This is a genomic window from Natrarchaeobaculum sulfurireducens, assembly GCF_003430825.1.
In the GTDB taxonomy this organism is placed as follows: domain Archaea; phylum Halobacteriota; class Halobacteria; order Halobacteriales; family Natrialbaceae; genus Natrarchaeobaculum; species Natrarchaeobaculum sulfurireducens.
The window spans coordinates 896,748-914,847 of record NZ_CP024047.1 but is presented as its reverse complement, the minus strand read 5'-3'; the positions used below and the strand labels follow the sequence as shown (position 1 = coordinate 914,847).

The following is an 18,100-nucleotide window of genomic DNA, read 5'->3' as shown; positions in this document are numbered from 1 at the left end:
ACGGAAACACATGAGTAGTACAACTACCGACGACGAACTCGAGATCAACTTAGAGGAGAAACCGAAGGGAGCGGCGCGTGGAAGCCATTTCAGTGGGATGACAAAACGTCGTCTCTCGGGCCGAATACTGTACCTGGCGATCGGTATCGCCGTCGTTGCGGGGATCTATCATACGGTCACACCGGCGCCATGGATCGGCGTTCCAGGGGCGTTCATCCACCGACCGATCCACCTCGTATTCATGGCAGTGCTGGTGTTCCTCTGGTACGAAGCACACACCGGCGAGGCCTCCGACGGCGTCCCGTGGTACGACTGGCTACTGATCGGGATCACGATCCCCAGCGTGCTCTATCTGGCCTACGCCGTCGAGTTCGGCGATTTCGCAGCGCGAGCGGGGAACCCCACGACGATCGACATTGTCTTCGGGTTCTTTACGATCCTCATCGTGCTCGAGATGGCTCGTCGGACGACCGGGATGGTCCTCCCGATTATCTCCATCGCGTTTATCGCCTACGCCTTCCTCGGGCCGTACATGCCGGGGCTGCTCGCTCACCGCGGCTACGGCGTCGAGCGGCTGGTCTCGCACCTGTATCTCTCGACCGAGGGCGTCTTCGGCATTCCGCTCGGGGTGAGCGCGACCTTCGTCGTCCTGTTCATCATCTTCGGGGCGTTCCTCGAGGTCACCGGGATCGGCGACTGGTTCATCGACCTCGCGTACGGCTACACTGGACGGCTCGCAGGCGGACCGGCCAAGACGTCCGTCCTCGCCAGCGGTTTCATGGGCAGCCTGAACGGCAGTGCCGTTGCGAACACGGCCACGACCGGCGCGTTCACCATCCCGCTGATGAAGCGAACCGGCTTCGACAGCCATTATGCCGCAGCCGTCGAATCCTCCGCCTCGAGCGGTGGCCAAATCATGCCGCCGGTGATGGGCGCTGGCGCGTTCATCATGGCCGTCTGGACCGGCATTCCGTACGTCTACATCATCGCCGCAGCCGTCATCCCGGCTCTGCTGTACTTCCTCTGTGTCGGCATGGCGGTCCACTTCCGCGCGAAGAAACAGGGGCTCGAGGGCCGGCCCGCCTCCGAACTGCCTGATTCGGGTCACCTCCTCAAGACTGGTTTTCACTTCACGATCCCGATCATCGTCCTCGTGGCCCTGCTCGTCCAGGGCTACACCGCGATGCTCGCCGGGTTCGTCGCGATCGTCTTGACCGTCATCGTGGCGATCCCGCTCTCGACGGCCAGGGAGTTCGTTAGCGCGCTCACCGGCGGCGATACCCAGACGGTACGGCGACTCTCCTCGAACGCCGCTGGCACCGCCGTCCGGGCGTTCGACCGCGGGATCCGGATGACACTCGTCGTCGCGGCCGCGTGTGCCACGGCGGGGATCGTCGTCGGCGTCGTCACCCTCACTGGCCTCGGGCTGGCGTTCAGTTCGCTGGTCGCGAACCTCTCCGGGGGCGTGCTCATTATCGGCCTCGTGTTGACGATGATCGCCTCGATTATCCTGGGGATGGGACTGCCGACGACCGCGGCCTACGTCGTCGTCGCCGCACTCGGTGCCCCCGCACTGATGGACCTGGGCGTGCCCGAACTCGCCGCCCATCTGTTCATCTTCTACTTCGCGATCATCAGCGCCATCACGCCGCCGATCATGCTCGCGGTGTTCGCCGCCAGCGGGATCGCAGAGTCTGACCCGTGGCGGACTGGCTTCACGGCCCTCGGCATTGCGGTCGTCGGGTTCATCATCCCCTTCCTGTTCGTCTACGGGAACGAACTCATCCTGCTGGCCGATCCGGGTGCCGTCACGATGGCTGACGTGCCGACCATCGGCTTCAGCGTGCTCACCGCCATCGTCGGGGTGATCGCCCTCTCGGCGTCGACGCAGGCCTACCTCATCGACGACATGGCCCTTCTCGAGCGGGCCGTGTTGTTCGTCGGGGCGATCACGCTGCTCGCCCCCGGACTGTTGACTGACGCAGCCGGACTGCTCGTCCTCGGTGTCATCGCCGCTCGCCAGTACTCCGTCGTCAACGACGGCCTGCCATTCGTCTCCGGGACGAACCGGTAACTCACACCCCGTTTCCGGTCGCCAGTCTATCGATTCACGGCTTTTTGCTCGTCGGATTCAATCCACAGTACAGTACAATCGTGGCCACCGCTCGAGGGCGGCGATCAATCCGAGAAAAACACAATCGAAAACGCCGAGTTCCCATCGGTCGCCCGCTATCACGAGCGCATCCCGAACAACCGTTAGACGGTGTTGGCGTCGCGCAGTCGCTCTCGTTCGGACTCGTCGTAGCCGAGTTCAGCAAGCACTTCGTCCGTGTGTTCGCCGAGCGATGGCGGATGGCGTCGGATCGACGTCGGTGTCCCGGAAAAGTGCATCGGGCTGGCGACCATCTCGAGTGAGCCCACGTCGGGATGGGGGATCTCTCGATGCATGTTACGGGCGTCGACCTGTGGATGATCGAAGACGTCACCGATGTCGTGGACGGCGCGGGCGGGCACGTCGCCCGCCTCGAGCGTCTCGACGAGATCGTCGGTCGTCCAGTCGGCGAACTCCGCCTCGAGGATTTCCTCGAGTGCGTCGCGGTGGTCGACCCGGTCGGCGTTGGTTTCGAATCGCTCCTCCTCGAGCAGGTCCTCGCGGTCGAGGGTGTGACAGAGGTTCCGCCAGAGTTTCTCCGAGGCGGCCGCGATGACGACGTAGCCGTCACTGGTCGGGAACGCCTGGTAGGGCGTGATCGTCGGGTGTCGACTGCCCATCCGTTTGGGCGGCTCGCCCGTCGCGAAGTAGTTACTCGCCATGTAGGACAGCCAGGCGACCTGCCCGTCGAAGAGACTAATATCGATTTTCTGGCCGCTTCCGCCACGTTCCCGGTGAAACAGGGCCCCGAGGATCGCCTGGGCGGCGTACATCCCCGCACCGATGTCGGCGATGGCGACGCCGATCCGAACCGGCGCGCCACCCTCTTCGCCGGTAATGCTCATGAACCCGCCTTCCGCCTGCATGATGAGGTCGTAGGCGGGCCGGTCGGCGTACGGTCCCCACTCGCCGTATCCCGACAGCGAACAGTAGACGAGGTCCGGGTTTTCGGCCGTGAGGTCCTCGTAGCCGAGTCCCCACTCCTCGAGCGTCCCCACGCGAAAGTTCTCGACGAAGACGTCAGCGTCGGCGGCGAGTTCGCGCAGGAGTTCGCGTCCGTCTTCGGTCTTCAGATTGAGGCTCACCGAACGTTTGTTCCGGTTGACGCTCGCGTAGTAGGCACTGACGGCGTCTTCGCCCTCGCCGAACTGCGGCGGATACCAGCCGCGGGTCTGGTCGCCGACGTCGGGTCGTTCGACCTTGATCACGTCCGCGCCCATATCGGCGAGTTGCATCGTACAGAACGGCCCGACGAGCACCTGCGAGGCGTCGAGGACGGTGATCCCCTCGAGTGGACCCGACTCACCGTCGGGCTCGCGTGCTTCTCCGACCATCGTCCGACTAGGCCTCGTAGGCGGCGATGCCGGTGAGGTCCTGGCCGAGGATCAGCGTGTGGATGTCGTGGGTCCCCTCGTAGGTGTAGACCGTCTCGAGGTTGGCCATGTGACGCATCGGCGAATAGTCGGCGGTGATGCCGTTGCCGCCGAGCATCTCGCGGGCGATACGAGCCTGGTTACGGGCCATCCGGACGTTGTTGCGCTTGGCCATCGAGACGTGTTGTGGGCGGAGGTCACCCGCCTCCTTGAGGTCGGCCAGTCGGTGAGCGAGCAGCTGGGCGAGCGTGATCTGGGTCGCCATCTCCGCGAGTTTGTCCTGCTGGAGCTGGAAGCGAGCGATCGGGCCGCCGAACTGCTCGCGGTCGAGTGCGTACTGGCGTGCGGTCTCGAAACAGTTGCGGGCAGCACCGACCGCGCCCCAGGCGATGCCGTACCGCGCTTGCGTGAGACAGGACAGTGGTCCTTTCATGCCGCTGACTTCGGGCAAGACGTTCTCTTCGGGGATGCGAACGTCGTTCAGGCCGATCTCGCCCGTGATCGAGGCACGAAGCGAGAACTTCTCGTCGATCTTGTTCGTCGAGACGCCGTCGCGGTCCGTTTCGACGAGGAAGCCACGGACGGGTTCGTCCTCGCTCGAGCGGTCACGTGCCCAGACGACCGCGACATCCGAGATCGGCGAGTTCGTGATCCAGGTCTTCGCGCCGTTGAGGACGTAGCCATCGGCGTCGCGTTCGGCGTGGGTTTCCATCGCCGACGGGTTCGAGCCGTGTTCGGGCTCGGTGAGGCCGAAACAACCGACGGCCTCTCCCGAGCCGAGTTTCGGGAGCCACTCTTCTTTCTGTGCCTCGCTGCCGAAGGCATGAATCGGGTACATCACGAGCGCACCCTGCACCGAGGCCATCGAGCGCAGCCCGGAGTCACACGCCTCGAGTTCCTGCATCAACAATCCGTACGCGGTCTCGGAGACGTTCGGCGAGCCATAGCCCTCGAGGTTGGGCGCAAAAAAGCCCATCTCGCCCATTTCGGGGATGAGCTCCGTCGGGAACGTCCCGGCCTCGTAGTGCTCACCGATGTCGGGAGCCACCTTGTCCGCAACGAACTCGCGGGCCGTATCCCGGATGAGTTTCTCCTCTGATGATAGATCTGCCTCTAGGTCGACGTAGTCGAGCATACGATACTATCTCTCTGGCAGAACGACTTAACCTTTCACGTTCTGGCACCGGCTACCAGGGACCGACACGCGAGACACACATCGGCGAAGGTTACAGGTCGACACCGGACGCCCTCGAGTCAGTGATACGCCAGCTTCAGTTCGATCTCGTTGACCGCACCGAGCAGCAGGTCCGGCAGTTCAGACCGGAAGTACTCCCCGGTCAGTCGCTTCGCCGGACCGGCAATCGCGATCCCGCCGAACACCTCCCCCTCGAGGACGATCGGCGTCCCCACCGCCCGAATTCGGTCGTGGGATTCGCGGTCGTTGAACGCCACCCCTCGATCGCGAATCGTCTCGAGTTCCTCGTCGAGTCGCTCGCGCGACGTGATCGTCCGCTCGGTGACCGGGGACAACGCATGTGCGGAGACGATCTGGTCGACGCGCTCATCGGGCAGGTGCGCGAGGATCGATTTGCCCGACGCAATCGTATGTAGCGGCTTTCGCTTGCCCGCCCAGGAGTTCGTCGGCACGCCGCGTTCGCCGGTCATCCGGTCGACGTACACCGCCTCACCGTGTTCTTCGACGACGAGATTCATCGCCTCGTTCGTCTCGTCGATGAGCCCTTCGAGTGCCGGTTTCGCGGCTTCGATCAGGTCCCGATACCGACGCTTCGCTTGTGTCCCGTGGTCGAGGAACTTCAGCGAGAGGCTGAACAGCCCCTCGTCTTCGACGACGTACCCACACTCTTTGAGCGTCTCGAGGTGTTCGTGGGCAGTGCTGTTCGCGATGTCGACGTCCGCGGCCAGTTCGGTCAACCTTGCCGCCTCCCGCTCGTGGAGCGTTTCGACGATGGCGAACGTCGTTCTGGTCGCGTTGATCCCCCCGTTCGGACCCGGCGTCTGTGGCATTCGTCTATCATGACCGACAGTCCGTCGGTGTATAATCCTTCCTATTGCGACAGCGCCCGCACAGACGCCTCTGTTCGATCAGTGGCATATCGGATCGTCCGCCGACGGGTGTCGATTCCACTCGAATCACAGCCTTCGAATGGCACATACTCGTTTCGGGACAGCCGAAATAGCGCAGTGGTGTTGTTCGGCAGTGGCAGCGAGCCCAGCGGAACCGATGAGTGCTGACACGGAGAGGCCCCATCTCCCGGCCTCGTGTCCACCTTCGAGATCGAACGCGTCTACAGCCCCGACTGCTCACCAGTTGGCTCGAGCGTGGTTCCGAACGCTGATCAACCAGAGGTTTACAGAGGTACAGCCGTAATGCCTGCGTCGTGTCAGGCGGATCTACCGTATAGACTTGTTTCGTCACTGCCGAAGTAGACCTACGACAGTGTCGTCGGGGGTTGTCTTTCACCATCGATGAGCAGACAGGTGTTTGATAGCTCCATCGAAACTATGGTCAAGCGATACGATCAGAATCCCTACTATTACTTTTCCACTATTATCCAGTTTATCACATATAACTGTTTGATTTAGTATTTATGCTATTTTGTCTCGGAGTGACGGAATCGAAATCGTATTACTACCGAAAAAGGCGAGTAAAGTGCTTGAATCGGAATAGATCGACTTGAAAAAGCCAAGTACAATCCGGATCAGGTGAGAACATAATTGCTCGCCCGGCAATTCCTATCTGAATTCTATGTATATACTATATCTTTAATATTTGAGTTCATGTCGGTCAAGGTAAGCGGAACACACCCCATGTACTGTTTACTAGTCGAACATTCGTGACGAAACGGATTCAACGTTGGCACCTGCTCGAGCTCGACCACAGCCGTCGGGGCTATATATTAGACGGCGGAAGCACGGTCATGGAACCGTGTCTGGTCGAGCCGCGGTGGTCACGCCACGAGGGAGTCGCCGTTCGCGGACGGGCGTTTGCGACCGATTCCCTGCTCGAGGGTGCTGCCCTGGCCGCGCGATTCAGGGAAGCGATCGACGCGGGAGGTGACTCACTCGAGGCGGCCACCAGCGTTGCAGCCACTCTCGAGGGGTTCTACGCTGCCGTCATCGATATCGACGAGGAGACGATACTCGTCGCCGACGGCGCTCGATCGATCCCGCTGTACTACGCGTCGGCGGGCGTCGTCTCGGACCGCGGTCGCATCGTCCGAGATGCGATCGACACCGATAGAGACCCCGTTGCCGAGAGCGAGTTCCTGCTGACGCGGTACGTGGCTGGCCCGGAGACGATCTGGCGGGGTGTTTTGGCGATCCAGCCCGGCGAAGTCGTTCGCCTCGCAGACGGCGAGATCGACCGTCTGACGTATCGTGGGTACTGGCCTCGCGGAGCAGCAGTCGACGGCGAACCCCCAAGACGCCGGCTCGAGTCGGCCCTCGAGACGGCACTCGATCGACTCGAGCGCGTCGCTGGCGGGCGACCAATTGTCCTCCCGCTGTCGGGCGGCTACGACTCGCGGCTGCTGGCGTCGGCGCTCGTCGCGCGCGGTCGCGACGTGGTCGCGTTCACGTTCGGCCGGTCGGGTCACCCAGACGTCGAGGTCAGCCGCGAGGTCGCCTCGCGACTCGGCGTTCGCTGGGAGTTCCTCCCCTACGACGAGTCCAGCTGGTGGGAGTGGTATCACGGCGAGGTCGGACGGGACTACCGCGAGCAGGCGTTCGGTGGGGACGCCCTGCCGTTTCTCGCCGAGGTCCCCGCACTCCACCGGCTGCTCGAGGCCGGACGGCTGCCCGAAGACGCGCTATACTGTCCCGGCCATACCGTCGCGACACCGAGCGAGCGGCTGCCGCGGTTCGCAGCCGGAGCCGGCGAAGAGCGGCTCGAGACCGGTTGTGGACGTTTCGATACCGACTCCGAGGTCGTCGATCCGTCGCTCGAGGGGCTCCTCGGGTACGTCCTCGACTATCACTACACGCTGTGGGACGCCGACCCAGCCCTGAAGCGCGACGCGTTTGCATCCCGGATCTCGAGGATTCTGCTCGGTGATCGAGACATCACCGAGATCGACGGCCCCGCGAGCGCCGCAGCCGCCTACGAACGGTGGGAGTGGCGGGGCCGGATGGCGACGTTCACCAACGGCGACCTGCGGGCGTACGACCACGCCGGCCTCGAGTGGTGGCTTCCGCTGTGGGACCCGGCGTACGTCCGTGCCTGGGAACGCGTCCCGCTCGAGTACCGTCGAGAGAAGCGACTGCACGCGGAGCTGGCCGTCGAGCGCTACCGGCAGGTGGCGGACGTCTCAAGCGAGCGAGCAGGGCTCATCGATCGGACGGTGTCGGCGGCCGATCGTCACTGCGCACTCCTTCGACACACGCCGGTCCGGCAGTTCACCGAACGCGATGGGCAATGGGATCCACCGTTTCTCGCGCCCCGAAACCGCTGGTCCAAGCCCGGATCGCACCCGCTGGCCTGGGACGGCGCCGTCCACCCGGCGCTGCGCGAACGACTTGCGGAGGGACGAACGTTCTACGCCCTTCGCGTGCTGAGCGAGACGGGGCGTCTCGATCTCTCAGACTCCCATGCAACGCTCGAGTCGCCCAGATTCGACCGACTTCTCGACGTCAGTGCGGACGACTGACACGCCGCGTGACGGATCGCGCCACTTACGTACCACCGACTGTGATCACTGAGTAATGAGACGACGGACGTTTCTGGCATCAGGCGCTGCAGTCGGTGCTGCGGCCGTTGCCGGCTGTTCCGCAGAGGAAGTCGACGACGGTACCGGTGGGACGACGGGCTCGGTCGAGGACGACGATACCATCGTGGTCGCGTCGACGGAGGCCTTCGTCGACGCGCCGAGCGATAGCGCCGGCCCGTGGGTCAAAGACGAGTTCGAAGCGCGGACGGGTGCCACCCTCGAGTGGGACGTCCGCGACCAGGGGATCAACTACTACATCGAACGGCACAACGAGGGCGTCGGGAACGACGCCGAGGTCTACCTGAACGTCAGGCCCCACGACCTCGTCCGGATCGACGAGAACGCCGACGGGGACCTCTTCGTCCCCATCGACGACGGCGCGCTCTCGAACCTCGACGACGTCGGCGAGGACTACTACTTCGATCCCCAGGACCGGGTCGTTCCGACGTGGCTCAGCTACTGCAGCCTCGTCTACGACGGTCGCTCGCTCGAAGCCCCCGGATCGTTCGAGGACCTGCTCTCGGAGGCGTACCGGGGAAAACTCGCCCTCTCGAACCCTCAGGAGGGGACGACCGGGCTCCTGTTTATGCTCTGGACGATCGACGAGTTCGGCGAGGACGGCTATCTCGAGTTCTGGAACGACCTCCTCGAGAACGACGCGCGCGTCCTCGACGGCTGGAGCGACGTCTACCCCCAGTTCCTCGAAGAAGAGGTGCCGATGATCGTCTCCTACTCGAACGACCGCGTGTACGCAAAGCGCGACGAGCAAGACCTCGAGAAACACCAGGTCGGCTTCCTGGAGGGCCAGGGCTACGCCAACCTGCTCGGTGCGGCCCGGTTCGCCGACGGCACGAACGACGACCTCGCTCACGAGTTCGTCGACTTCGTCTTAGAGCCCGACGTGCAGGCGGCGGTCGCCGAACGGAACGTGACCGGCCCCGTCGTCGAGTCAGCCGAGCCACCGGAGGTGTACCGCGACTACGCCGAACACCCCGACGAGATCGTCTTCTTCGACTACGACGAACTCAGCGGGAACCTCTCGACGTGGCTCGAAGACTGGGGCCGCGAGGTCGCCGGAGACGTGTAAGCGACGCGAGTGACCGACACGTGGATCACGGACCGACGACCGACCAGTACCTCCCATCACAGTGACTAACACCGATCCAGCAGACGACGGCCCCTCGACGGCTGACGGCACCTCGAGACCGGCTGGAACGCCATCTCAGGCGGCTGAGGGCGCTGGTCCCGCTACTGGCGTCGGATCGGACGCTGTAGGTCTCGAACCAGCCGCTACGAAGTCGGCTGACGAGGACCCCGATAGCCCGACTGACCGGCAACGGCGCGTCCGCGACCGCCTCGAGCGCCGGGCAATCGCGACGTTCGCTGTCGGGACCACGCTCGTGTTGCTCGTGTTGTTCTACTATCCCGTCGCGACCGTCTTCGTCGACGCCGTCTACGTCGAGGGCGCGCTTACGCTCTCGCTGTTTCTCGACCTGCTTCGGGATCCGTTTTATTTCGGCGACCTCGCACGGCTGTTCGCCGGAGAGTCTCCCCTGGCGGTCGTCGGCGACCTCCTCTCGGCCGACCGGCGGCTCGGCATCGTCGGCTTCACTGCCTATCAGGCCGTCCTATCGACGCTGTTGAGTGTGGCCCTCGGACTGCCGGCGGCGTACCTCCTGGCTCGCTATGAATTTCCGGGACGGCGAACGCTCCGATCGCTGACGATCCTCCCGTTCGTCTTCCCGTCGATCATGGTCGCCGTCGGCTTCGTCGCCACCCTGGGCCAGAACGGGACGCTCAACGCTGCGCTCGGCGTTGTCGGGCTCGGCCCCGTCGACCTCATGTTCTCGCTCGAGGCCATCCTGATCGCTCACGCGTTCTACAACGCGCCGCTGATCGCCCGCGTGACGGTCGCCGCCTGGGAGTCGGTCGACGCCCGTGCGTTCGAGACAGCCCGGAGCCTGGGTGCGAGCCCGTTCCGGGCGTTTCGTGACGTGGTTGCCCCACAACTGTATCCAGCCGTGTTGATGGGGTCGGCGCTGACGTTCGTCTTCACGTTCGGGACGTTTCCCATCGTGCTCGCCCTGGGCGGCTTTCAGCTCGCGACCGTCGAGGTGTTCGTCTACCAGCTGATCCGGGAGTTGAACTACGCCGAGGCGGCCGCGCTGGCGATCGTCGAACTCGCCATCTCGCTCGCCGTCCTCTATGGCTATCTCCGATACGAGGCGACCCACGTCGTCCGCTCTCGAGGCGCCCAGCCGCTCCCACGAAAGCGCCTCGTCCCGCCGGCGTTCTCCGCTCGTGAACTGCTGCCTCGAGGCGGCCTCGCCGTCTACGCGGTCGTCGCCCTGTTCGTCTTCGTCTCGCCCATCGCCAGTATGGTTTATACGAGCCTCGTCGGCGCGAACGGGCTCACTCTCGAGCACTATCGATTCTTACTCGAGCGTCAGGCGACCGGCGCGACGTTTCAGATCCGTCCCTGGCCCGCCGTCCGCAACTCGCTCGTCTTCGCCGCGGGCGCACTGGCTATTTCACTCCCGATGGGCGTCGTCGTCTCCGTGCTGACCACCCGACGCTATCGCGGCCGAAAACTGGTCGACGTCATCGCGATGGCACCGCTGGCTGTCTCCGGCATCATCGTCGGTATCGGTCTGCTCCGCGGTCCCGTCTTCGGCGTCGAACTCGCGGGCTGGCGATTCGCCGTCGGCGGCGCGCTCGCCATCGTCGCCGCTCACGCCGTCTCCTGTTATCCGTTCGTCGTCCGCACCGTCGCACCCGGGCTCGAGTCGCTCGACCGGTCGCTGCTCGAGTCAGCGCGCTCGCTCGGGGCCTCTCGAGTGCGGGTGCTGGTCGACGTCGAACTCCCGCTGGTCTGGCCGGGCGTCGTCGCCGGCGCGGCGTTCGCCGTCGCCATCTCGATGGGCGAGTTCTCTTCGACGGTGATCCTCGCCACCGGCACCGACCAGTATACGATGCCGGTCGCGATCGAACGGTTCATGAACCGCCAACTCGGACCGGCGAGCGCGATGGGCGTCGTCTTGCTCGTGGTGACGAGCATCAGTTTCGTCATCATCGACCGACTCGGAGGTGAGAGCTTTGGCATCTGACAGTCCCCACAGCGTCGTCGAACCGTCCGAGCGGCCGAGCGAGCGAGCCGACGCGCCCGTGGCCCTCGAGTTCGACGGCGTCACGAAACGGTACGGCGGGACGACCGCCGTCGACGACCTTTCGCTGTCGGTCCGCGAGGGGGAATTTTTCACCCTCGTCGGTCCCTCCGGCTGTGGAAAGACGACCACGCTTCGGCTGATCGCAGGCTTCGAGCGTCCGACCGACGGGACGCTCCGGTTCGGCGGGGACGACGTCACGGGTGTCCCGCCAGAGGATCGCGACGTCGGCGTCGTCTTCCAGAACTACGCGCTGTTTCCCCACATGACCGTCGGCGAGAACGTCGCCTACGGGCTCAACTTTGCAGACCCCCCCAACGGGCTCTCGAGCGCGGAACGCGTCCGCGAGCTGCTCGAGCTGGTCGACCTCGAGGGCTTCGAAGACCGCGAGCCCGAGAACCTCTCGGGCGGGCAGAAACAACGCATCGCGATCGCTCGCGCGCTGGCACCCGGTCCCGAGGTGTTGTTGCTCGACGAACCGATGAGCGCACTCGACGCCCAACTGCGCGAACGGCTCCGACTCCAGGTCAAAGCGATCCAGCGGGAACTCGGAATTACGACCGTCTACGTCACACACGACCAGGAAGAGGCGCTGGCAATCTCCGACCGCCTCGCCGTGATGCGTGCTGGCGCCCCGGAGCAGGTGGCACCGCCGCGGAAGATCTATCGCCGACCCGAGAGCCGGTTCGTCGCCGAGTTCGTCGGGGACAACAACGTCTTCTCGGGCACCGTCACCGCCGTCGAAGACTCGAGCGGTGGCCCTCTGGCGACGGTCGACGTCGGTCCCGAATGCTTCACCGTCGCCGTCGACGACGCCGACGCGAGCGTCGGTGAAGTGGTTAGCTTCTGTGTCCGCCCCGAGAACCTATCAGTCGACGAACGCCGTCGCGACGATCACGGACATCTCGAGACGAACGCGACGACCGCGACCGTCGTCGGCGCGGAGTTTCTCGGCGAACAGACCAGGGTCCACCTCGAGTGGGGCGGTCGCGAACTGCTCGTCCGAACGACCGATCCGCTGTCGGGTGACGTGGTCTTGAGGTTCGACCCAGATGGGACACACCTCATCCCGGACTCCTGAACGAGGAGTCGGTTCGATCCACGTGGACGTTCGTGTTTGTCAGCAACGACATTGTGGTTCGATAGATATATTTGTCTATCTTATCTATCCATGTGTAGATATGTACGACCTGACTGGCTTCCAGCGCGACCTGCTGTACGTCATCGGTGGCCTCGACGAACCCCACGGCCTCGCGATCAAAGACGAACTCGAGAACTACTACGAAAAAGAGATTCACCACGGACGGCTCTACCCGAACCTCGACACGCTCGTCGACAAGGGCCTCGTAGAGAAAGGGACCCGTGACCGACGGACGAACTTCTACACCGTCACCCGCCGGGGCCAGCGCGAACTCGAGGACCGACGCTCGTGGGAAGATCAGTACGTCAAAGACCTCGTCGAGTGACCCCTCCCGTCGCTCGTATTACTTCGGTCGGCAATCGGCCCGAGTAACTGAGCGCCGATCGGACACTCCGTTTCTATCCGTTCGCCAACATTGGCTAGTGATCGAATCGGTCTTCGTTCAGACCGGTTTTCCACCGATGGAAACGGAATTCGGCGTCGGCTGAATCCGCTCGGTCGGTACCGGCGCAACCGCGACCGTTCTCCAGTCGTATCTGTGTCCTGTTATAGCACTCCGTTTCAGTCTTCGGCGATACGACTGCCGCCTGGCGGCATGAAATGCTGGATTCGATCCGGGCTGGCGACTTTGCGAACGTACGACTCGTCTTCGAAGCGCTCGCGGAAGCGCCGGTAGATTCGCTTTGCTGCGTCGGCCTGGGCGTACCGGCCGGGCTCGAGCGCGATCGTCGTCGCCGCGGTCCCCTCGATGGCCGACGGCGGGCCACCGATCACGCGGGTGTACGGCTCACACTGGATGCCAACGGCGACGCCGACCGGCGTATCGTCGTAGTAGGTCCGGTCACCACGAACCGCGAATCCGCCTTTCTCGAGGTACTCGCCGCTCTCGGGCGTCTTGGTGACCTGATCCGAGTCGACGGCGTAGACGTCGCCCGCGTAGCGGCCGTCCTTCCAGACCGACGAGTAGGAGACGGCGAACTGGGCGGCCTCCTCGATGCTCGAGTCGGGGAGTTCGATGTCGTGTGAGGACGCCTCGCTTGGATCGGTCGCTTTGAGCACGGTGACGGGGCCGCCGTGGGCCTGCGTGTGTAACACTTTGTCTCCGGGCTCGAGGTACTTCTTGACGAGTTCCTCGTTCTGATCGGCGTTGCGTCCGCCGATGACCAGGTAGCCGTCGCTGGTGTGGAACCAGCGGAATCGATCGTACCAGGGCTCGTTCTCGCGGATCGGGATCGAGGATTCGCTCAACCAGTCGATCTCCTCGTCGGTCTCGTCCATGTCGGCCTCGTCGGTGGCGTCGTCGGCCTCCCACTCGTCGCGGCGTCGTTTGGCATCCTCGAGGTCCTCGCGGGTGTCCTCGATCGCAGCGAGTGCACCCTCCTTTTTCTCCTCGACGGTTTTGGCCTCGGTGTAGAGGCGATCGGCGTTCTGTTCGACGCCGTCGCGGACGACGAGGTCGACGTACTCGCCGTCGACGTCGACCGTCACCGTCCCCTCACTGCCGTCGATGTCGATCACGGCTTCTGCGGCTTCGATGCCGCGTTCTTTTCCCTCATCGAACGTCGCTTCGATCTCGTCCCAGGGGCGGTCTTGCCCGCGGGCCGTGCGAATCGTCGAGAGCACCTCGTCGACCAGTCCGTAGTTTGCGTACAGCGACTCCGCCTGCTCACGCAGGGCGTCTGCCTCGCGCTCGAACCCATCGATCGCCCCCTCTTGCTGTTCGATAATCCGTTCGTACTTGGCGATCTGTGCTTCGAAGTCGGGTCGCTGCGTCGTCGGGTCCGGTTCGTCCTCGTCGGCTAACTCGAGCCGGAAGAAGTAGTCGTCGAGCGCCGAAAGAAACGTCTCGTATGCGTCGGCGGGGAGTTCGGCCCGCTCCTCGAGCGGGAACGGCGTGACGTCGACGACGCGGTCGGGACTCGTCTCGTCGGTGTCGTCGGGGCTTCCACTCTCGTCGTCCGTATCCTCGAGGTACAGTCGGGGGTCGACGTTGGCGTTCCGGATGTCGATCGCGAGGCGTTCGATCGTCTCGTAGAGTCGGTCATAGACGGCCTCGTCGGCGTCGGCGATGTCCATCCCCTTCTCGATACCCGCTCGAGAACAGACTTCCTCGGCGTAGAGGCCCCCGAAGTTGAGCTGGGTCGCAAGCGTCCGAACGACGTCCGAATCGGAATCGTCCATCTCGTATGCGAACGCCTCGCGGGAGATCGTCAGGGGATTCGTCCGCGATTCGGGGAACTCATAGCGAGAGCCGGGGACGACAGTGCGGGATTTCAGGCGAACGGTCTCAAGACAGTCGATCACCTCGTACTCGCCGTTGGTCACGGCGACGTTACCCTGGCCGAACAGTTCGACGATGATCCGGGTGGTGCCGTCCTCGCGCTCGAACGTGAACTCGAGGATGCGGTCGAACTCGTACTGCTCGACGCCGGCGAAGTCAGCCCCGGAGAGCCGGTTTCTGAGCATCATCGCGAACTGGGGCGGTCGGCCGGGAGCGTCGGGGACGCGTTCGGGGGCGACCGTGTGGGCGCGTTTGATCTCGCCGACCTCGAGCAGGAGTTCGAGTCGGCCGCGGTCGAAATCCCGTAACTTCAGCCGGACGAGGTCGTCGCCGTAGAGGTAGGCTTTGTCGACTTTCGCGCCCTCGTAGGCCCCGAGTTCCCTGACGATGGCAGCGAGGTCGACGCTCGTAAGCTCCCGCTTTGGATCCATACCCAACTCTGTCCGGCGCTGTCAAAAAGACGTGTCGCTCCACGACGGCCCCGAGTCCGACAGGCAGTCGTCGGGTGGCGACCACGACGGCTCGAGTCAGAAAACCTAATCCGGACCGGCACCCAGGATACGGGTATGCATCTCGGTCACGGAGGTCGACGCCCGTGAGCGCGCCGACGGCGCCCCGCGGCTGGCAGGACGCCTACGAACTCCCGGACTTTTTCGAGCGGCTCGAGGCGAGCGGCGGCATCCCCGTTCTGGAACTGCTCGAGGACCTAAACGAACGCAGCGACCTCGGCCTCGAGGCCGACGGCGTCGTCTATCACGACCGTGGGATCCGCGTCCCCGGCTACAATGCGACGTTCGTCCACGAGCCGGCCGGTGCGCGCGGTCGACCAGCCTTCAGCGTCGAGGTCGACACGGTCGGCCCGCGCAACACGTGGGCGAAGTTCGACGGCACCAACTCGTGGGACGCCTATCTCCTTCGGACGCAGGGACTATCAGCGATCGCCTGGCTCAGCGACGAGGAGTACCAGGTCGAAGAAGCAGAGCAGTTTTCCTCGAAGCAAGACGCCGTCCTCAACGGCCGCTTTTCGTTCGGGCTCTTCATTCACGCCGGGGACGACTGGGACGAACAGGTCGAACGCATCCAGCGAACCGATGCCCCGGCGTACCTCCAGGGCGAAGACGGCTCGGTCGTCCTCCCGTCGACGCAGTCAGAATTCTACCAGTACGTCGACTCGAGCCCGACCTCGTTCCGTACCAGCGGCGGGGGCGCACCGTCGTACCTCGGCCTCCTCGAACTCGAGATCACGATCGACTGAGCCGGTCGACGTGAGAGTAGCCGTCGTTGGACTCGAGAACGGACTGTCAGAATCGGCCCGCCGGTCACTCACCACCCACCTCGAGCGCCGAGTCGAAGAAGGCGACCTCGAGGGCGACCGTACGGCCGAACAGTCGTTCGACGCGTCGTTGGCGTTGCGGTGAGAGGGTGGGCCCAACGGCGTCGAGTTCGCCCCGCAGCCAGTCGACGAATTCACAAAACGGCTCGACGGCGTGGAGGTCGATCCACTCTGCGTAGTAAAACGGCAGGTCGGCACCTGCACTCGGCGGGCCGTCGGCGTCCGGGTCGCCGTACTCGGCGGCGACGGCCGTCGCCCACGTCTCGTAGATCCACTCGGCGGGGACCAGCACGGCGAGCGTCTCGGCGTAGCCACCCTCGTGAACTGCCCGCCCGAGCAGGTCGACGAACGCGGCCGTCGGTTCGGTGAGGTCGGGGTCGATTCTGTCGACCTCGAGAACGTCGAGCGCATCGAACGACCGCTGGAAGTAGTCGTTTTCCTCGTCGGTCACCGTCTCGAGGAACTCGACGAACGGCCGCTTCGAGTCCATGCCGGGCGCCTGGCCGATCGCGTGGCCAAACGCCCCCACGAGTTCGTCGACGAACGCGTAGTCCTGGACGAGATAGGCGGTGTAGGCGTCCGTCGAGAGCGTCCCGGCACCCAGTTCGTCGACGAACGAATGCTCGATTGCCGCCGACCAGGTCGGCTCGGATCGCTCTCGAAGCCAGTCGGTAAACCGGGCCTCCCCGTCGATTTCGGCGGTGTAGGCCCCGAAGCTCTCTGGGACGGATGCCGTATCGGCTGCGTCGCTCACAGCTCCCACCCCTCGAGCGTGTACGCCATTTCCCAGAAGCGGTACTCGAGTTTCGCGCTCGTGAGGAACGCCTCTCGCATGGGCTCGTGCGCACCCGGATAGCGCTCGCCACACTCGTCGACGAACCGACGACACCACGCAGTCGCCTCGCGAAATTCATCGCTGGTGTACGTTTCGATGAACGGAGTGTAGCGATGTTCTTCCTCGGCGAGGACGGCCATATGCTCGGCGACATCGAGATACCCTTGCATACACGGGAACAGGGCGGCCGCGATCTCGGCGACCGATCCCTCGTAGGCCGTCCGCAGGAGGAAGCTCGTGTACGCGACGCAAGTCGGGGCTTTCTCGACCCTCTCGAGTTCGGCTCTGTTGATGCCGTAGTCAGCCGCGAACTCGCGGTGGAGATCCAATTCGAAGTCAAGCACCTCGTGGGCGACGCCCAAGAGGTGGGTCATCGTCTCCTCGTCGCGCGCTTTCGCACCCGCGATCGAGAACAGCCGCGCGTAATCGAGCAGATACCGGTAATCTTGCTCGACCCAGTGGCGAAACGCGGCCTCCTCGAGCGTCCCGGCGGCCAGTTCCGTCACGAACGGGTGGCGCTTCTGTGCGTCCCAGATCTGTTCGCCCTCCTCGAGCAGGTGTTCGCTGAACATCATCGAGCCGGACTACGCGATTCACACAGATATAACTAGCTAGTATAAGCCGGTTGTACGCATGGTGGCAACGTCGATAGCGGTGTGCCAGCCACCGTGCTCATCGACCGCACGCCGCGTGAGATGCTCGAGGGCGATTTTTGAGCCAACAGGTCGAAACACAGGCATGACAGAGTCGCTCACCGTCGTCGCAGTCGCACTCGTCGCCGGCTGTGCCACCGGTCTGAGTGCACTCCCGACGCTGTACACCGAGCAGGTGAGCCACCGCGTCTACGACGGGGCGCTCGGATTCGCCGCTGGCGTCATGGTCGGTGCCGCGGTGTTCGCGCTGATCGTCCCCGGACTCGAGTTCGGCACGCCCTGGGAGGTCGTCGTCACGGTGACCGCGTAGCGGTACTCCCCTGGCGGCGAATCGGGAGAAGTCCGAATCGGGACGCGTCCCTCGGCACTCGAGCGTGGGACCCGCCAGTGCCAGATCGGCAGATACGACTCGGCGACCGAGGACGGCCTGGGACTGCTCGA

Annotated in this window: 13 protein-coding genes and 1 pseudogene; 8 read left to right on the top strand and 6 right to left on the bottom strand. The window is 64.2% G+C overall.

Going from position 1 to position 18,100, the window contains the following annotated elements; translation table 11 throughout:
• Positions 1–10 precede the first annotated feature (10 nt).
• Entirely contained in the window at positions 11–2,074 is a 2,064-nt protein-coding gene (locus AArc1_RS05670) for a TRAP transporter permease (protein ID WP_117363453.1), read from the top strand.
• Between the two features lie 182 nt (positions 2,075–2,256).
• Here the strand turns inward: AArc1_RS05670 and AArc1_RS05665 are convergent, their stop codons facing one another.
• From AArc1_RS05665 to AArc1_RS05655, 3 genes are all read right to left on the bottom strand, one after another.
• On the bottom strand, positions 2,257–3,486 hold the full coding sequence (locus AArc1_RS05665; protein ID WP_117363452.1) for a CaiB/BaiF CoA transferase family protein: 1,230 nt from the start codon (positions 3,484–3,486) through the stop codon (positions 2,257–2,259).
• A gap of 7 nt (positions 3,487–3,493) precedes the next feature.
• Positions 3,494–4,660, bottom strand: coding sequence for an acyl-CoA dehydrogenase family protein (locus AArc1_RS05660; RefSeq protein ID WP_117363451.1), 1,167 nt, complete (start codon positions 4,658–4,660; stop codon positions 3,494–3,496).
• 119 nt (positions 4,661–4,779) lie between these two features.
• Positions 4,780–5,550 (bottom strand): IclR family transcriptional regulator, encoded by a 771-nt coding sequence (locus AArc1_RS05655; RefSeq protein WP_117363450.1) that lies wholly within the window; start codon positions 5,548–5,550, stop codon positions 4,780–4,782.
• 914 nt (positions 5,551–6,464) lie between these two features.
• On the opposite strand from AArc1_RS05655, the gene AArc1_RS05650 reads away from it, so the two are divergent.
• The 5 genes from AArc1_RS05650 (at position 6,465) to AArc1_RS05630 (ending at position 12,882) form a co-directional block, all read left to right on the top strand.
• Positions 6,465–8,192, top strand: a complete 1,728-nt coding sequence (locus AArc1_RS05650) for an asparagine synthase-related protein (protein WP_117365792.1) — start codon at positions 6,465–6,467, stop codon at positions 8,190–8,192.
• 55 nt (positions 8,193–8,247) lie between these two features.
• Positions 8,248–9,339, top strand: coding sequence for a thiamine ABC transporter substrate-binding protein (locus AArc1_RS05645; protein ID WP_117363449.1), 1,092 nt, complete (start codon positions 8,248–8,250; stop codon positions 9,337–9,339).
• A gap of 61 nt (positions 9,340–9,400) precedes the next feature.
• Positions 9,401–11,359: an ABC transporter permease gene (locus tag AArc1_RS05640; protein ID WP_117363448.1), complete on the top strand. Its 1,959-nt coding sequence runs from the start codon at positions 9,401–9,403 to the stop codon at positions 11,357–11,359.
• Positions 11,349–12,497 carry an ABC transporter ATP-binding protein gene (locus AArc1_RS05635; protein WP_228442393.1) on the top strand — a complete coding sequence of 383 codons (1,149 nt, stop codon included), beginning with the start codon at positions 11,349–11,351 and terminating at the stop codon, positions 12,495–12,497. Before AArc1_RS05640 ends, AArc1_RS05635 begins: the two co-directional genes overlap by 11 nt.
• Positions 12,498–12,597: 100 nt before the next feature.
• Positions 12,598–12,882, top strand: coding sequence for a PadR family transcriptional regulator (locus tag AArc1_RS05630; RefSeq protein ID WP_117363446.1), 285 nt, complete (start codon positions 12,598–12,600; stop codon positions 12,880–12,882).
• A gap of 236 nt (positions 12,883–13,118) precedes the next feature.
• On the opposite strand, the gene rqcH is transcribed toward AArc1_RS05630, so the two are convergent.
• A complete protein-coding gene (gene rqcH / locus AArc1_RS05625) occupies positions 13,119–15,269 on the bottom strand; it encodes a ribosome rescue protein RqcH (protein WP_117363445.1) in 2,151 nt (716 codons plus the stop codon).
• Between the two features lie 164 nt (positions 15,270–15,433).
• Here rqcH and AArc1_RS05620 point away from each other — a divergent pair, with 164 nt between their 5' ends.
• Positions 15,434–16,093, top strand: a complete 660-nt coding sequence (locus tag AArc1_RS05620; protein ID WP_117363444.1) for a hypothetical protein — start codon at positions 15,434–15,436, stop codon at positions 16,091–16,093.
• A gap of 64 nt (positions 16,094–16,157) precedes the next feature.
• Here the strand turns inward: AArc1_RS05620 and AArc1_RS05615 are convergent, their stop codons facing one another.
• Both AArc1_RS05615 and tenA read right to left on the bottom strand, forming a co-directional pair.
• A complete protein-coding gene (locus tag AArc1_RS05615; RefSeq protein ID WP_117363443.1) occupies positions 16,158–16,925 on the bottom strand; it encodes a TenA family protein in 768 nt (255 codons plus the stop codon).
• On the bottom strand, positions 16,922–17,581 hold the full coding sequence (tenA, locus tag AArc1_RS05610) for a thiaminase II (protein ID WP_117363442.1): 660 nt from the start codon (positions 17,579–17,581) through the stop codon (positions 16,922–16,924). The genes AArc1_RS05615 and tenA overlap by 4 nt, the downstream gene beginning before the upstream one ends.
• A gap of 163 nt (positions 17,582–17,744) precedes the next feature.
• On the opposite strand from tenA, the pseudogene AArc1_RS05605 reads away from it, so the two are divergent.
• Positions 17,745–17,966, top strand: a pseudogene (locus AArc1_RS05605) (ZIP family metal transporter); the annotation flags it as partial.
• Positions 17,967–18,100 lie beyond the last annotated feature (134 nt).

What these genes read in the sequence shown, in the direction of transcription:
- AArc1_RS05670 (WP_117363453.1), top strand. Translation starts at nt 11, where the DNA reads ATGAGTAGTACAACTACCGACGACGAACTCGAGATCAACTTAGAGGAG.
- AArc1_RS05665 (WP_117363452.1), bottom strand. Translation starts at nt 3,486, where the DNA reads ATGGTCGGAGAAGCACGCGAGCCCGACGGTGAGTCGGGTCCACTCGAG.
- AArc1_RS05660 (WP_117363451.1), bottom strand. Translation starts at nt 4,660, where the DNA reads ATGCTCGACTACGTCGACCTAGAGGCAGATCTATCATCAGAGGAGAAA.
- AArc1_RS05655 (WP_117363450.1), bottom strand. Translation starts at nt 5,550, where the DNA reads ATGCCACAGACGCCGGGTCCGAACGGGGGGATCAACGCGACCAGAACG.
- AArc1_RS05650 (WP_117365792.1), top strand. Translation starts at nt 6,465, where the DNA reads ATGGAACCGTGTCTGGTCGAGCCGCGGTGGTCACGCCACGAGGGAGTC.
- AArc1_RS05645 (WP_117363449.1), top strand. Translation starts at nt 8,248, where the DNA reads ATGAGACGACGGACGTTTCTGGCATCAGGCGCTGCAGTCGGTGCTGCG.
- AArc1_RS05630 (WP_117363446.1), top strand. Translation starts at nt 12,598, where the DNA reads ATGTACGACCTGACTGGCTTCCAGCGCGACCTGCTGTACGTCATCGGT.
- rqcH (WP_117363445.1), bottom strand. Translation starts at nt 15,269, where the DNA reads ATGGATCCAAAGCGGGAGCTTACGAGCGTCGACCTCGCTGCCATCGTC.
- tenA (WP_117363442.1), bottom strand. Translation starts at nt 17,581, where the DNA reads ATGATGTTCAGCGAACACCTGCTCGAGGAGGGCGAACAGATCTGGGAC.